This is a genomic window from Haloterrigena salina JCM 13891 (assembly GCF_000337495.1).
Classification (GTDB): domain Archaea; phylum Halobacteriota; class Halobacteria; order Halobacteriales; family Natrialbaceae; genus Haloterrigena; species Haloterrigena salina.
In genome coordinates, this window is sequence record NZ_AOIS01000030.1 from 17,346 (window position 1) to 31,878 (window position 14,533).

The following is a 14,533-nucleotide window of genomic DNA, read 5'->3' on the forward strand; positions in this document are numbered from 1 at the left end:
GGTCTGAAAGCCCGATAGAATGGGGTTTGCTAGCAGCTAGCCCGATCGAACGCTCCCGTCGCCGCGACCTCGTGACGATCCGAGCCCCCAGTCCAAAGTGACTTCGGTCTGACTCCCCAACGGAAAGTCATGAGCGACGACACCGACCCCAGTCTGGCGGTCGACGACCTCGTCGACTACTGCCACACGCAGGCGGGGCTGCTCTCCGGGCGCGTCGAGACCATGCGCTCCGAGGCCGACGACTTGCTCGCCGAGATCGACGAGGACATGGCCGAACTCCGCGGGCAACTCGAGGACCACTCGACGGCGACGACGGGAACCGATGCCCCCTCGACGCCGGACGGTCCCGGCGACGAGTTGGACCTCGACGCCTTCGAGGAACTCGAGAACGACGTCAAGGAGAAACAGCTGCTGCTCGAAGCCAAACAGACGCGAATGGAAGCCTTCCAGACGCTGGCCGGCGCCTACACGGACCTCGCGGAAGAGTTGGCCGAGGACGTCGACGACGGCGAGGACGCCCTCTCCCGCCTGCTCGAGTTCGAGGCCGACCGCGACGCCCCGGTGTACTTCGACGAGCGGGAGACGATGCTCGAGGCCGCAGCGCACTCGAGCGACGACGACTCCGGAGACTGACGGTCGGTCTTCGGTGTGGATCTCAGTAGTCGATAGCGCGAGTTATTCACTCGGATATTCAGGTGAGTTGCGGGCGGTAATTACGCGTGCGAACGCTTCCTCAGTCTCCGTCGTACGCTGCGTCGAGATACGGGTCGTATCTGCGACCGCAATTATCGCATTCGTAGAATTGTATTCGCCATCCCGGCGTCGTATATCGGGGCGAGTACGCCTCTCGCTTGCCACAACGCGGACAGGTGGTCGGCGGCGAGGATTCCATAGTGAAGACGATCCGACGGATCGCGATAAGTGCGTTCCCTCTATTCAGCACGCCCCCTCTCGACGGGCGTTCTGTCGGTCGATCTGCTGAATAGAAAGCGCGTGTCTCGCCCCGCCACGCCACTTTGTCGATCAGTTGGCGATAATCCGGGCGATCCAGACGATCGGGATCACCGGGATCGCCAATCCGGTGACCAAAAGCAGGATGGCGATCACGATCTTTTCGGCGCGACTCGACTCGTGCCATATCGACTGCCACATATCGTCGATCGCCTGCGCCGTTCGCTGGATCAATCCGGCCATAAATGGTGCTGAGGGTGTCGAGACGGAAAATCAAACAGCCTGCAACGGATTGGGCGCCCTCGATTCGCAGCGTCTGACTGTCATCTTCACAGGTACCTCTACCACCCTCCCCAGGTAACACGTGGAGAACCAACTCGCTCTATTGTGCTGGGAACACCCTCTGTACTCAGCAGGTTCTTTCTGACAGAATCTGAGTAGGACGTTCAGCTACTGCTGAATACAGGGCGCGTCTCGGTTACAAATCTCTACTCACAGGAAGGACAGCAGACGATCAATAGACTTGATCCGATGAGATGGGATATATTCCTCGCTGCTATTACTAACAGAAATCCAGATAGAATCAAGCCCAGCAGCAGATGCACCAGCAATATCTGTTTCCAATGAGTCACCGACGTGTACTACAGTAGCGGGTGTCGCATTGAGCGACTGAATCGCTCGTTCGAATGGTTCTGGATCAGGTTTTGGTGGTACACCGTGGCCCGCGATAACGATCGTGTCGATCCACCGATCGAGGTTCACAGCGTCGATCTTCTGCTGTTGCGCGTCCGGTGCGCCGTTCGTCACAATAGCAAGCTGGTACTCTCGGTTGAGTTCGTTCAAGACGCGACTGACAGATGGGAGGAGTTCGACGTTTGTCTGGTCGCGCTCATCGCTAAATGTGTCCGCGAGGGCTCGTCCAAGTTGCCGTTCGTAGCCATTCTCATCAGCGAGCGCTGCAAAGCATTCAGAGCGAAGTTCGTTCATCGAATTGCACTTCTCCGCAAACTCGTCATATCGGGCATAGTACTCCTCAACCGAGAAAAGCGGCTCAGTCCCCAAGATTTCGAAGGATGTCTGTAGGACCTCGCCCGGAGACCTCTTATACTGCACTAACGTATCGTCGAGATCAAACAAAACGGCCTCAATTTGGACCACATTATTCTTCCCTTATCGATTATATTAGGTTTTTCCTGCTTCATCTATCGGCGCCTACGCACCTATCAAAACATTTCATAACTGACTGGCCTGGTGAATCTAGCCTCTCTATTCAGTACGCCTCTCTTTACAGCTATCGGTGAGATCGATTGCTACTCCAGTATCTACTCAACCTGTACTGAACACGCGCTTCACAAACCACTCTGAATACCAAAATCGCCGTCCCAACCACTGCTATCTCCGACCCCTCGAAGCGACGCCTCAGTCGTTCGACAGCACCTCGAGCAACCGATCGATATCCTCCCGGGTGTTGAACGCGTGGACCGACGCCCGGATCGCATCGGGGTAGGGCAGCGACCGGACGACGATGCCGGCGTCCGAAAGCCGCTCGACGGTCGCCTCGGGATCGTCGACGTCGACGGTGACGAGGCCGGACTCGAAGGTCCGCGGACTCAGTAGTCGGTCGTCCTCGAGGCCGTCCTTGAGCCGGTCCGTGAGCCGTTCGATCCGCGATTCGATCGCGTCGAGACCGATCTCCTCGAGCGTCCGGATCGATTCCGCCAGCCCCGCGTGCGGTGCGGGACTCGACGTGCCGACTTCGAACCGCCCGGCACCCGGCGCGTACTCGTAGTCCGTGGCGTCCGGGTCGACGACGCTGCGGTACCCGATCGCGGCGGGAACGAGGTCGTGCTCGCTCGCGACCCCGTCGCGGACGTACGCGAACCCGGTGCCGAAGGGGCTGACGAGCCACTTGTGACCCGCGGCGACGACGAAGTCGGCGCCCCACTCGCGGACGTCGACCGGCGATTGGCCGGGCGCCTGCACGGCGTCGATGAGGACCAGCGCGCCGGCGTCGTGGGCGATGTCGACGATCTCGGCGACCGGCAGTCGGGTGCCGTGGGTCCAGGTGAGCGAACTCAGGCAGAACAGCGTCGCGTCCTCGGCCGCCGCCGTCACGTCTTCGAGGTCCAGTCGCCCGCGTTCGGTCTCGAGCACCCGCACGTCGACTCCCCGCTCGCGCTCGAGGCGCTGCCACGGCAGGATTCCCGCGGAGTGCTCGAGGTCGGTTCTGACGACGGTATCGTCGTCGTCCCAGTCGAGCGCGCCCGCGACGCGGTTGATCCCGTCGGTCGTGCTCTCCGTGAGCGCGATCTCGGCGGGCGCGGCGCCCAGCAGGCCCGCGATCGCGTCCCGCGCCTCGTCGTAGGCGTCGAACGCCGCGGGATACTGCCCCTCGTTCGTCGGGGCCTCGAACTCGTGGGACTCGAGGGCCGATTCGGCCGCCTCGACGACGCGGCGCGGGCTCGGACCGCCCGCACCCCAGTTGAAATACGCGCCGGACTCGAGAGCCGGTATCGTCTCGCGCAACTCGATGGGGTCCATACCACATCCATCGGTCGGCGTCGTGTTCGGTCTGACGGTCGATTTCGAGCCGCGGCGACGAGTTGAATCGTACCGGGGAGCCGATCATTGTTCGGGCGTATTTAACCACCCTCTGTATCGAGGGAGCGGCCGCTGAGATTACTATCGCTCGAGAACCATCGCGGGTATTGACCGTATGTCCACTCGTAGGTAGAGATGAGGAGAAGGCCAATGACAACGACAGCAGCGAACCGACGACAGTTCATGGCGGCGCTGGGCGCGGCCGGCACCATCGCGGTGGCCGGCTGCCTCGGCGGCGACCGGCCCCAGCCGAACAGCGCGGCGAACGAAACGGAGCCGGCAGGCGACGAAGGACTGTCGGCGGCGAAGGCTGTCGACGTCGACCGGATCGCTCGGGATCCGACGGACGTGCCCCCACCGGTCGACTGGAGCGAGCCCCGCGAACACGACGTGACCGTCCGCACCGAGCGGCTAGTCGCCGAGATCGAGCCGGGGGTCACCTTCGAGTACATGACCTTCGAAGGCCAGGTGCCCGGACCGATGATCCGGGTTCGCGAGGGCGACCGCGTGAACCTCACCTTCGAGGTGCCCGAGGACCTGAACATGGCCCAGCACAACATGGACTTCCACGCGGTCTACGGGCCCGGCGGGGGCGCCGAGGCGACGACGGTCAGCCCCGGCGACGATCCCGCCGAGATCGGCTTCACGGCTGACTACCCCGGGGTGTTCATCTACCACTGCGCGATCCCGAACATGGACTACCACATCAGCTCGGGCATGTTCGGCGCGATCCTCGTTGAGCCCGAGGACGGCCTCCCCGAGGTCGACCGCGAGTACTATCTCGGCCAGCACGAGATCTACACCGACGGCGAGGTCGGCGAGGAGGGCCACCACGCCTTCGACTTCGACGCGATGCTCGCCGAACAGCCCACCTACGTCGTCTTCAACGGCCAGGCCTACGGCCTCACCGAGGACCACGCGATGCAGGCTAAAACCGGCGAGACCGCCCGGGTGTACTTCGCCAACGGCGGTCCCAACCTCACCAGCGCCGTCCACCCCATCGGCAACGTCTGGAGCCGCTACTACCGCGACGGCGACCTCCTGACCGATCCCGACCGCAACATCGAGACGGCCCCGGTCGCACCCGGCACGACGACCGCCGGCGAGATGGAGTTCCCCGTCCCCGGCCCCGTCAAGATCGTCGACCACGCGCTGACCCGCGCCACTCGTAGGGGCGCCCTCGCCGAGATCCGCGTCGACGGCGAACCCACCCGCGACCTCTACGACGAGAGTCCGTGAGCGGGATCGCCCCAGCGGTTCGCCAGCATCACCTCGAGCGACCACTCCTCCTTCTTCGCACCTACATATCGATCCCGACGTCCGCATGCGACCCGATTCGGCGACCGCCGCGACGCTAACTCGAGAGGCGTCTCGTCGCGTTCTCGACCCTCAGTAACTGAAGGTGGCTTTTACAGGAACCCCGAGCAACACTCGCCCGATGATGTCCGTCCTAGCACCGCTACTCGCGTTCGACGCCAGCGATCCGGAAGCGACGGTCGCGATCGGGCAGCTGTTCACCTCCTTCGCGGTCGGCGGCGCCGCGATCGCGTACTCCGTCGCCGACATCGCGACGGTGATGCTCGAGGCCGACTCGCTCTCCCCGTTCGCCGAGGGCGCGGTGCTGTTTTTCATCCGCTTTCTCGCGCTGGCGATCCGCGCGATGTACCACGCCGAACGGCCCGGGAGGGACGGTCGCGACTGGTTCCCGCGTGGGCCGACTACGCCGTCGTCGCGGTCTTCGTCGCCGCCTGGTGGGGAACCTTCCTCCTCGGGAGCGACTGGACGCACCCGGTGATCGCCGTCGGCTGGATCGTCACCTCGGCGTGGGTCGTGCTCTACGCCGTCCGGACGGTCCAGGTCCACGAGAGGACGACGCTTGCGGCGCTGACGCGCCACCTACTGCCGGCGATCCTCTGTCTCGCTGCCGTCGTCTCCGTCGATCTCGTGGCCGGCTCCCTGTCGGGGTACGGGGCGCTGATCGACGCGGTCTGGATCGTCGGCACGACGCTGGTCGCCGCCTTCCTGTTCGACACCGCCGTCGCTATCCGCCAGCAGGGCGGCGAACTCGAGCGGCTCTACGACTGGACGACCTGGCGCGAACAGTCGTTCGAGCAGTAGCCGCGGACGGCGTTCCGGGGTCGTGCGCCGCCTCAGAGGTTGCCCCGCAGCACGATCTCTTCGCCGACGGAATCGAGCATGTCCTCCGTGACGACGTAGTCCTCTTCGTCCTCCCCCTCGACGCCCAGCGAAGCGAGCAGGTGCTCCGCGACCGACGGGTTCGGGTCGACGGAGGCGCGACCGTTCTCGACTTTCGCGACGATACCGAGCTCCTTGCCTTCCGCGTCGACGACCGTCTTGCCGACCTCGTCGTCTGTCAGTGTCGCTGTCATACCCGGTGCTATCACGACGACCGGGTTAACTCCGGGGCCGTCCCGTGCCAGCCCGACACGGCGTCTCCGTCGCCTGCATCGACCGTCCGTCATGCGATCGGTCTCGCTGCACGCGCGCCCCCGGGCTATTTGACGGCCGATGACGACGGTACGGTCGGAGCGTTCGCTTCCGTCCAGCCATGACTCACACCATCGAACTCAGCGACGACATGAAAGAACGGCTCGACAGCCACTGCGAAGAGGGCGAGTCCTACGAGGAGTTCCTCGAGGAGCTCCTCTCGATCTACGAAACCGAGGGCGCGTTCCTGCAGGAAGGCTACTCCGAGTGACGGCCGCGTGGGCCTCGATCATCCGGCCTTCCTGTTCGATCGAAACCCGACGGCGAAACGATCGTTGAGGCGTGGCTCCGACCCGTCGCCGCTAGGACGGTATCGCTCACGGAGGCGGCTGTAGACGAAAACGGGCGACAACGGCCGGACGGTTAGTCGTCTTGCGTCACCGGCTCCTCCTGGGGCGTCTGTTTCTCCTGGAGGTGTTCGATCGCGTGGAGTTCGACGACCGGGAACAGTTTGGCCACCGTGAGGAAAAACAGCGTCACCATTCCGATCGTACCTGTCAGCGACGAGATCTCGATGAGACTCGGGAAGTACTCGCCGGGCACCGCGCCGTAGATGTCCAGCGTCGGATGCAGGAACCCCTCGACGACGAACAGGATCTTCTCGATCAGCGTACCGGTGAGCACCGCGAGACCGGCGACGACGGCCCGCTTCTTGGTGAACAGCGCCGGGCGAATCGTCTGTGCGAAGATGAACGCGAGCGTCGTGGCGACGAGCCCCATCGCGAGCACGTAGAGCGGCTGGTGAATCCGTCCCTCCGCGGCGTGGGTCACGTCCACGGGCGCCGTGAACAGGCCGGTCGTGAGCTGCTGGAGCTGTAGCCAGAGGAAGAGCAGACAGAAGAAGCCGAGCCACAGCAACAGCCCGCGGAAGATGTCGTCGGTGATGATGTGATCCCAGTCGTAAGCCCAGCGGAAGGCGTAGGACAGCAGGATCACGCCGCTGATCGCCGACGTCAGGGCGATCGTGAGGAACTGCGGTCCCTGAACGGCGCCGAACCAGCCCGGCATCGTCGGGATCACCGCGAACAGCCACGGAATCACGCCGCCGTGGAGCAAGAGCGGCGCCATGATGATGATCGCCAGCGCGAGCCACCAGACCATCCGCTCGATGATCTCGTCTTCCTTCTCGGTGTAGCCGATCGTCATGAACCGGTAGATCGGCCCGAACCGATCCGGCAGCTGGTCGCGCAGGCGGCTGATGTCGTAGCGCAGCGTCAGCGACAGGTACGTCGCCGTCAACACGAGGTAGGCGGTGATGACAGTCACGTCCCACACCAGCGGCGAGTTGTGAACCGTGATGTGGTAGTGGCCCAGCACGCTCGTGACCATCCGGTCCGGACGGCCCATGTGGACGATGATGTAGAAGCCGGCCGCCGAGAGGCCGGCGATCGTCAGGAGTTCGGCGAGGCGAGCGACCGGCATATACCGTTCCATGCCGAGCAGCCGGACGGCGGCCGAGAGGATGATCCCGCCGTGTGCGATCCCGACCCACCAGATGAACGCGCCGATGTAGACGCCCCACGTGACGCCGCCGCCCGACCCCCAGTCCGCGAGGCCGGTGACGACCATCCCCTCCCAGAGCTGGTAGAACCAGCCCAGCAGGAACAGGGTAAACGCCAGTCCGGCGACGGCGACCAGCGCGAAGTACTTCGTCGAGGTGTTCTGTATCGGGCGCAGGATGTCGGCCTTCCGCGGCGTTTTCGTACTCATTGGGAGAGCTTCGCAAGCCTACGGGTGCCGGTCCCCTTATTGCATCCGTTGGCTTTGCAAGCACCGCCGAACGAGCCGAAACGGACGCGTCCTCGGTCGGCGGTTCCGCGCGAGTCGGCTTCCGGTCGGCCCGTGCAGCCAGCCGTTCGGTTCGCTTAAGGCGTCGCCGCGAGCCGATTCCCGGCTGCGGTTTTGCGCGCCGCTGCGAGCCGTCGCTCCGCGATCGACCGCGAACGCCGCGCCTCGAGTAACGACAAATTGTCGCCCGTATGCGGACGTTTCGGTAGCGCTATCGGGGCGTCAACGACCGACTGGGTTCGGGTCGCCGCTGCAGTGGCTGTGAACGGTGTGGCACCTCCAAGTGGATGCGGGCCGAATCACCAGCTATGACGTTCCTGGTCGCCCTCGACGAGTCGGCTCCCGGTCGGGCGGCCCTCGAATACGCGCTCGAGAACCACGCCGACGAGGAGATCGTCGTCGTTCACGTCGTCGATCCGAACGAGAGCGGCTACGGCGAGGCCGCCCACATCGGCGCCGACGGGATCCGCGAACAGCGCCGGGAGCAGGCGACCGCACTGTTCGAGCGGACTCGGGAGACCGCGGCCGAGCGGGACTGCGAGATCGAGACGGCGCTTCTGACCGGCCAGCCCGCGGCCGCCGTCCTCGAGTACGCGACCGACCGCGGGGNCCGCGGGGTCGACCGGATCGTCGTCGGCAGTCACGGCCGGTCGGGAATCTCGCGGGTCTTGCTCGGGAGCGTCGCGGAACGGATCGCCCGTCGATCGCCGGTTCCGGTGACGATCGTTCGCTGACGGTCGTCGACCGAGCGAGCGCGTCGTCCCGCCCGAGAGGTCCGGAAGGCGGCTGAATCGGCGCTGGGACGTCTCTTCCCCCGCCTTCGAAATTCGTTGTCTGGGGACGGACACTCCACCGCAACTGAATAAACTAATGTGGCTTCGAAATAGTTTCGGCGGTATGAACAACCGCTACGATGTGGTCATCGCCGGTGCCGGTCCGGCCGGGGGACAGTGCGCGCGTGACCTCGTTGCCAGGGGCTACGACGTCGTGGTCCTCGAGACCGAGTCGGAAGACGAGTTCCCGCGCCAGAGCAACAAGTCGACTGCGGGGACGTTCCCGTCGATGATGGCCTCCTTCGGAATCCCGGACGACGTCGTCATGCAGTACACCAACAACGTCGTCCTCGAGTCGCCGACCGATCACTACGTCCAGGAACAGCCCGGCGCGGTTCTGGAGTTCGCCGACTTCAAGCGCTACCTCGTCGAGGACGGTCGCGACGGCGGCGCGGAGTACCTGTTCGACGCCCGCGTCACCGCCCCGATCATGGAGAACGGCGAGATCGTCGGCGTTCGGTACAACGGCGATGAGGAGGTCTACGGCGACGTCGTCATCGACGCGACGGGACCGTCCGCACCGCTGGCGAAGAAACTCGACGTCGTCGACTTGAAACGGGAGAACCACGCGATCGGCATCGAGTACGAGTTCGAGGGGATCGACATCGACCGTCCCGGGTTCGCCGACCTCTCCGACGCGATGATGCTCCGGCTGGACCACGAGATCGCGCCCGGCGGCTACTCGTGGATCTTCCACACTGGCGAGGACTCCGCCAAGGTCGGACTCTGTTACATCCAGAACGAACACCACAGTCGGTACGCCAAGGACGGCCACACGGTCGACGACTACCTCGAGCACTGGCTCGAGACGGATCCCCGCTTCGCGAACGCGACGCGCCTCGAGGGGAAACAACACCGGGGCTCGGCTCACATCCAGCTGCCGGAACGGATGCACACCGACCGGTTCCTGGCCATTGGCGACACCGTCCCGACGGTCGACCCGCTGTGGGGCGAGGGGATCAACAAGTGCATGCAGTCCGGTCGCGTCGCGGCCGTCGCCGTCGACAGCTGTCTCAAACACGGTCTCGAGCCGACCGCCGAGAACCTCGAGGTGTACGACACCCTCTGGCACCGCGACGTCGCGCCCAACCAGCGCAAGCGACTGCTGATGACCCAACTGCTCTACCTCGCGCCGAACGAACGCTACGATCAGTTCATGGCCGATCTCCACCGCCTCGACGAGGAGACGCTCGCGGCGGCGAACAACGGCAACATCCTCGCTCTCGCGAAGCTGTTTGATATCGACGACGCGCCGCTGCTCGCCCGCTTCGCGAAACAGCAGCTCAAACTCGGTCAGTTCCTGTAGCGCTCCGTCCGTTCTCGCCGAAAACGGCGAGTCCGATTTCGACCGGTGACAGATCGTCGTCCGTCGACCGCTCGCCGATGCGTCGAACTGTTGATGCACCCAGGATCGGCCACAGGTCGAACGCTGCGGTGATGTCCTCGAGGTGGGGCAGCCCGGTCCCGAGAACGACCGTAACCAGCAGCGCCGCGATGTGGCGGGGCCCGCTCATCGCTTGCCGCCGGAACGACCGACTCGCTGGCCGATCCCATCACGTCATCCGGGAGGCGTTGTCAGCGATCCGCAATCTGGGTATCGCGACGCTCGAGCGCGCCGTCGCGGCCGGCGACCGCCCGCCGACCCGGAGACGATCGACCGCCGGCTCTTTCCGGCCGCTCTCCGATTTTCTGTGTAGATGGCGCTTCTCGAGAATTTCGTGTTGGTGTTCGTCGCCGGCCTCGTGACGGCGCTGGCGACCGGGCTCGGCGCCGTCCCCTTCCTCCTGTTCGATTCGATCAGCGACCGCCGGAACGTCGTTCTCTGGGGGCTCGCCTCCGGGATCATGCTCTCGGCGTCGACCTTCGGGCTCGTCGAGGAGGGGCTGGCCGAGGGGACGCCACTGGAGATCGCGATCGGGATGGCCACCGGCGTCGCGCTCGTGATCGTCGCCCACGACGTGTTGCTGGACGTCGACATCGATCCCCGCGACTACGAGGAGGCCGATTTCAAGAAGCTCGTGCTCATCCTCGGCGTGTTGACCGTCCACAGCTTCCCCGAAGGCGTCGCGATCGGTGTCTCCTTCGCCGATCTCGGCCTCGAGGGCGGCACCCGGCTCCTCGGGTTTACGGTCCCGCTGCTGGCGATCTTCATGACCGTCGCGATCTCGATCCACAACGTCCCCGAGGGGACGGCGATCTCGATCCCGCTGTCGGCGATGGGCGTCGCGAACTGGAAGCTCGTCTGGTGGGCCGTCTTCTCGAGTCTGCCCCAGCCGATCGGGGCGGTGCTGGCGTTCGGCTTCGTCCGCTACGCCCGGGAGTTTCTCCCCTACGGCTTCGGGTTCGCGGCGGGCGCGATGATCTACCTCGTGCTCACGGAGTTCGTCCCCGAGGCGCTCGACGTCGGTCGGGAGCTTCCGCGAGGCGGCAAGCCGGAACTGGCCGCCGGGCTCCTCGTCGGCGCGCTCGTCATGGTTCCGCTCACGTTCGTCTGACGGCCGTTCGATCCGAATCGCGACCTGATCTGCAACTGGCCCTCACTCGAGGACGGCCCCGTGTTCGTCGATCTCCCCCTTCACGATCCGCGTCGAAGAGATTCGCTCACCGTCTGCGGCGAGGACGTAGGGGGCGACGATCCCCGAGATGGGCTCGAGGTCGCGGCGGCGGCGCCGGTCGTTGATCGCCTCGAGTTCGGGCGCCGTCTCTGGGGAGACGACCAGCGCGTCGATCGAGGGGTCGTCCTCGGCGATGTCGTACTCGCTCGTCAGTTCCCGGAACTCGACCTCGCGGCCCCACGTATCGAGTTCGGCGACGGCGTCGGTCACCGCCGCCACGCGCTCGTCGAACACGGGGATCTCCCGGGGTTCGTGGCGCGTCTCGACCGCCAGATCGTCGCTCGTCAGGGCGACGACGACGCCGTCCTCGCCGAACCGGAGCGCGTGCTCGAACAGGGTCCGATGGCCGTCGTGGAGCGGGCCGAACGTACCGGCGACTGCCACTCGCATGGCTCAGCCGAGTACGGGAAGCCCCATAACTGTGCGTCTCGGGTTCGGTCCGGTCGACCGTCGTCCGTCACGGCTCGAGCAGGTCGGCCGTCGTCGCGACCGTCGCGAACTCCCCCTCGAGGTGGGCCAGCGCGGTCCGGTGGACCGTCTCGGCGTCGAACCGCTCGCCGTCGAACTCGCGGTCGAAGGTGGCGGTCGCGTCGGCGGCGACGATCGGCTCGAAGCCGAAATTCTCGGCCATCCGCGTCGTCGTCGAGATGCAGTGGTCGGTCGTGAGGCCGGCCACGATGAGCGTCTCGAGACCGCGCTCGCGGAGCCACGCCTCGAGATCGGTCCCGATGAACGCGCTGTTGACCGACTTCACCATCGTCGGCTCGCCCTCGAGGGGCGCCGTCTCGGGTTTGTACGCGAATCCGGGGTCGTCGCTCCGAAGCGGCGAGTCGGCCTCCGTCGAATCGTGGCGGACGTGGACCAGCGGCCGGTCGGCGTCGCGCCAGCGCTCGAGCAGGCGCCCCGCGTTCGCCTCGGCGTCGGGGTTGTTCCGGTCGCCCCACGAGGGATCGTCGAACCCTCGCTGGAAGTCGACGAGGACGAGCGCGGCGTCCTCGAGTCGGTCGGCGTCGGTCGGTGCACCCGTCATGATTCGAGCGGTTCGACGTCGTCTCCCGGTCGCAGGTCGCCGCCCTCGAGGATCCGCGCCCGAAGGCCGCCGCGATGAACCAGCGCCTCGCGCACGCCCCGCTCCTCGAGGTGGCGTTCGAGGTACGCACACGGTTCGCACAGTTCCGTCCCCTCGCAGACGACCTCGCCGACGCGGAACCGCTCTCCGTCGAGGTGGTTCAGCGCGACGCCCTCGGTCGTGACATTCCGGCGGTGAACACCCGGATCGAGCGCGATGTCGTAGTCGCGTTCGACCGCCTCGAGGGCCTCGCGCTCGATGAAGGTGATATCGCTGCCGTCGCGGTCGGCGAACGTTCCCTCGGTGTCGTAGTACCGGTCGCCCTCGAGTCCGCGGCCGGCGACGGCCGTCGCTTCCTCGACTCGTTCCGTCGGCGCCCCCTGTTCGGGCGCGATGTGGATCGATCGGACGCTACCGTTCATACCGGTGCATCGAGGGGTCGTGTGAAGTCGTTATGGTTTGGCGACTCGATTACGCCGGGCACCCCCTCTAACGCGTTCGGCTGCCTCTCACGAACCGGCTGCTGCGTCGATCAGTGTACTGAACGGGTGATCCGACAGTGAACCGGGACGAAGATGCATGTCCTGCTCCCGTAGACACGAGGGATTTCACACCCTCCCCGACCGATTCGCTTCACTGCGTTCGCTCATCCAACGGGAGACGCTTCGCGTCTTCCAAGCCGTCACTCGCTATCGCTCGAGACGACCTCGTACGGCTTTATCGGCCGTCTTGCTATCACTCGACGGCCGACAGCGCGCCACCGCAGATCACGTATAACCGCTGGCGGCTCACACCGTCTCGGGCAACCAACCGCCGTCGACTTCGATATTTTCGCCGCTGACGTACTCGCTGTCCGGGTCGAGGAAGAAGTACAGCGGCGCGATCAGATCCTCGAAGCTCGCGGGCCGGTCCCGCGGGAGTTCGTCGGGGAACTCGTCGGAGTTCTCGACGACGTACGGCGAGACGGCGTTGACGGTGACGGGATCATCCTGCGTGTCCGCGGCGAGCATCCGGGTGAACATCAGGACGCCGGCCTTCGCGACGAAGTACGGGAAGTTCTTCGGGCTCACGAGGCCCTTCTCGCTCGAGGCGTAGCCGACGTTGACGATCCGGCCGTAGTCGCCCTCGCGCATCTCCGGCAGCGCGCGCTTCGAACAGAGGTAGGTGCCGTTGAAGTTGGTCTCGAGGACGCGGTTCCAGGTCTCGAACTCGATGTCGGCCCAGTGGGCGGGCGCGAAGTCACCGACGTTGTTGACGAGCACGTCGACGCTCCCGAGTTCCGACTCGACGGCGGAAAAGAGGCCGTCGACGCTCTCGGGGTCGGTGACGTCGCCCTGAACTGTCATCGTCTCGGGGGCGCCGCGAGATTCGGCTTCGGCGGCCACCTCGCGGGCCGCGTCGGCGCTCGTGTGGTAGTGAACGGCGGTCTTCGCGCCGCGGTCGGCCGTCGAAAGCAGGAGTTCGCGACCGACGCCGCGCGCGCTGCCCGTCACGAGTACCGTCCGGTCCGAGAGGTCTGGTCCGTCCATGTCGCTCCCGTCGGCGACGGCGTGGAAAAAACGTCCGGAACGGGGGCTCGCGGTCGACGCGTCGGAAGTGGATTTACGGTGCTCCCCGAGAGAGAGGTCAGTATGACGCTAGAAACAGTGCTACTCGCCGTCGGACCGGGAGACGCAGAACGAATCGACGAACTGGCCGAAGCGGTCGTCGAAGTCGCCGAACCCGCCGATGCGACCGTCGTACTCGCCCACGTCTTCACGAAAGGCGAGTACGACGACGTCCTCTCCCGACTCGAGTTCGACCGGGAGCAGACGGAGATTGACCCCGACGACGTCGCCCGCCGCCACTCGACGGTCCTCGACCTACAGGAGACCCTCGAGGAGTACGGCGTCGACTACGAGACCCGCGGTGCGGTCGGCGAACACGGCCCGACGATCGTCGATCTCGCGACCAGCACGGACGCCGACCGCGTCGTCGTCGGGGGCCGTCGCCGGTCGCCGACCGGGAAGGCGGTGTTCGGATCGACGGCCCAGGAGGTCATGCTGTCGGCGCCGTGTCCCGTCACCTTCGTCCGGAACGACGATCACGGCAACTGAGCCGTCCTCGCATCGTCCGCTCGTCGCCGACTAGCGATGGGTATCGGACCGATCGGTACTGGACTCGGTTCC

General features: G+C 65.4%; 17 protein-coding genes and 1 pseudogene. 8 read left to right on the forward strand and 10 right to left on the reverse strand.

Annotated features, from left to right (window positions below; all coding sequences use genetic code 11):
* Positions 1 to 129: 129 nt before the first annotated feature.
* Positions 130 to 633 carry a hypothetical protein gene (locus C477_RS08155; RefSeq protein WP_008893993.1) on the forward strand — a complete coding sequence of 168 codons (504 nt, stop codon included), beginning with the start codon at positions 130 to 132 and terminating at the stop codon, positions 631 to 633.
* Positions 634 to 1,023: 390 nt separating this feature from the next.
* Here the strand turns inward: C477_RS08155 and C477_RS24030 are convergent, their stop codons facing one another.
* The 3 genes from C477_RS24030 to C477_RS08165 all read right to left on the reverse strand — a co-directional run bounded on the left by C477_RS24030 (position 1,024) and on the right by C477_RS08165 (position 3,492).
* Positions 1,024 to 1,194 carry a hypothetical protein gene (locus tag C477_RS24030; protein ID WP_008893994.1) on the reverse strand — a complete coding sequence of 57 codons (171 nt, stop codon included), beginning with the start codon at positions 1,192 to 1,194 and terminating at the stop codon, positions 1,024 to 1,026.
* Between the two features lie 249 nt (positions 1,195 to 1,443).
* Entirely contained in the window at positions 1,444 to 2,109 is a 666-nt protein-coding gene (locus C477_RS08160) for an HAD family hydrolase (RefSeq protein ID WP_008893995.1), read from the reverse strand.
* A gap of 261 nt (positions 2,110 to 2,370) precedes the next feature.
* The gene (locus C477_RS08165; protein WP_008893996.1) at positions 2,371 to 3,492 is read right to left on the reverse strand and encodes an aminotransferase class V-fold PLP-dependent enzyme; all 1,122 of its coding nucleotides are present in this window, start codon (positions 3,490 to 3,492) and stop codon (positions 2,371 to 2,373) included.
* A gap of 243 nt (positions 3,493 to 3,735) precedes the next feature.
* Between C477_RS08165 and nirK the strand changes: the two genes are divergently transcribed.
* The gene (nirK, locus tag C477_RS08170) at positions 3,736 to 4,791 is read left to right on the forward strand and encodes a copper-containing nitrite reductase (RefSeq protein ID WP_008893997.1); all 1,056 of its coding nucleotides are present in this window, start codon (positions 3,736 to 3,738) and stop codon (positions 4,789 to 4,791) included.
* 202 nt (positions 4,792 to 4,993) lie between these two features.
* Positions 4,994 to 5,670 (forward strand): annotated as a pseudogene (locus C477_RS08175) (hypothetical protein).
* Positions 5,671 to 5,702: 32 nt separating this feature from the next.
* Here the strand turns inward: C477_RS08175 and C477_RS08180 are convergent.
* Complete coding sequence (locus tag C477_RS08180) at positions 5,703 to 5,942, reverse strand: hypothetical protein (RefSeq protein ID WP_008893998.1); 240 nt, start codon at positions 5,940 to 5,942, stop codon at positions 5,703 to 5,705.
* A 179-nt stretch (positions 5,943 to 6,121) separates the two neighbouring features.
* Between C477_RS08180 and C477_RS24035 the strand changes: the two genes are divergently transcribed.
* Positions 6,122 to 6,271 (forward strand): DUF7557 family protein, encoded by a 150-nt coding sequence (locus tag C477_RS24035; RefSeq protein ID WP_008893999.1) that lies wholly within the window; start codon positions 6,122 to 6,124, stop codon positions 6,269 to 6,271.
* 152 nt (positions 6,272 to 6,423) lie between these two features.
* On the opposite strand, the gene nrfD is transcribed toward C477_RS24035, so the two are convergent.
* The gene (gene nrfD, locus C477_RS08185; RefSeq protein ID WP_008894000.1) at positions 6,424 to 7,770 is read right to left on the reverse strand and encodes an NrfD/PsrC family molybdoenzyme membrane anchor subunit; all 1,347 of its coding nucleotides are present in this window, start codon (positions 7,768 to 7,770) and stop codon (positions 6,424 to 6,426) included.
* 386 nt (positions 7,771 to 8,156) lie between these two features.
* Here nrfD and C477_RS08190 point away from each other — a divergent pair, with 386 nt between their 5' ends.
* Positions 8,157 to 8,582: a universal stress protein gene (locus C477_RS08190; RefSeq protein WP_008894001.1), complete on the forward strand. Its 426-nt coding sequence runs from the start codon at positions 8,157 to 8,159 to the stop codon at positions 8,580 to 8,582.
* 163 nt (positions 8,583 to 8,745) lie between these two features.
* Positions 8,746 to 9,987 (forward strand): digeranylgeranylglycerophospholipid reductase, encoded by a 1,242-nt coding sequence (locus C477_RS08195; protein WP_008894002.1) that lies wholly within the window; start codon positions 8,746 to 8,748, stop codon positions 9,985 to 9,987.
* On the opposite strand, the gene C477_RS08200 is transcribed toward C477_RS08195, so the two are convergent.
* Complete coding sequence (locus C477_RS08200) at positions 9,965 to 10,195, reverse strand: hypothetical protein (protein ID WP_008894003.1); 231 nt, start codon at positions 10,193 to 10,195, stop codon at positions 9,965 to 9,967. The two genes, C477_RS08195 and C477_RS08200, sit on opposite strands and share 23 nt — an antisense overlap.
* 183 nt (positions 10,196 to 10,378) lie before the next feature.
* On the opposite strand from C477_RS08200, the gene C477_RS08205 reads away from it, so the two are divergent.
* A complete protein-coding gene (locus tag C477_RS08205) occupies positions 10,379 to 11,176 on the forward strand; it encodes a ZIP family metal transporter (protein ID WP_008894004.1) in 798 nt (265 codons plus the stop codon).
* A gap of 42 nt (positions 11,177 to 11,218) precedes the next feature.
* Here C477_RS08205 and C477_RS08210 read toward each other — a convergent pair whose 3' ends face one another.
* From C477_RS08210 to C477_RS08225, 4 genes are all read right to left on the reverse strand, one after another.
* Complete coding sequence (locus C477_RS08210; protein ID WP_008894005.1) at positions 11,219 to 11,686, reverse strand: phosphopantetheine adenylyltransferase; 468 nt, start codon at positions 11,684 to 11,686, stop codon at positions 11,219 to 11,221.
* A gap of 67 nt (positions 11,687 to 11,753) precedes the next feature.
* Positions 11,754 to 12,326 (reverse strand): cysteine hydrolase family protein, encoded by a 573-nt coding sequence (locus tag C477_RS08215; protein WP_008894006.1) that lies wholly within the window; start codon positions 12,324 to 12,326, stop codon positions 11,754 to 11,756.
* Positions 12,323 to 12,787, reverse strand: coding sequence for an MOSC domain-containing protein (locus tag C477_RS08220; RefSeq protein WP_008894007.1), 465 nt, complete (start codon positions 12,785 to 12,787; stop codon positions 12,323 to 12,325). The genes C477_RS08215 and C477_RS08220 overlap by 4 nt, the downstream gene beginning before the upstream one ends.
* A 366-nt stretch (positions 12,788 to 13,153) precedes the next feature.
* Positions 13,154 to 13,894 carry an SDR family NAD(P)-dependent oxidoreductase gene (locus C477_RS08225; protein WP_008894008.1) on the reverse strand — a complete coding sequence of 247 codons (741 nt, stop codon included), beginning with the start codon at positions 13,892 to 13,894 and terminating at the stop codon, positions 13,154 to 13,156.
* A gap of 102 nt (positions 13,895 to 13,996) precedes the next feature.
* On the opposite strand from C477_RS08225, the gene C477_RS08230 reads away from it, so the two are divergent.
* Positions 13,997 to 14,461 (forward strand): universal stress protein, encoded by a 465-nt coding sequence (locus C477_RS08230; protein ID WP_049914427.1) that lies wholly within the window; start codon positions 13,997 to 13,999, stop codon positions 14,459 to 14,461.
* Positions 14,462 to 14,533: the final 72 nt, after the last annotated feature.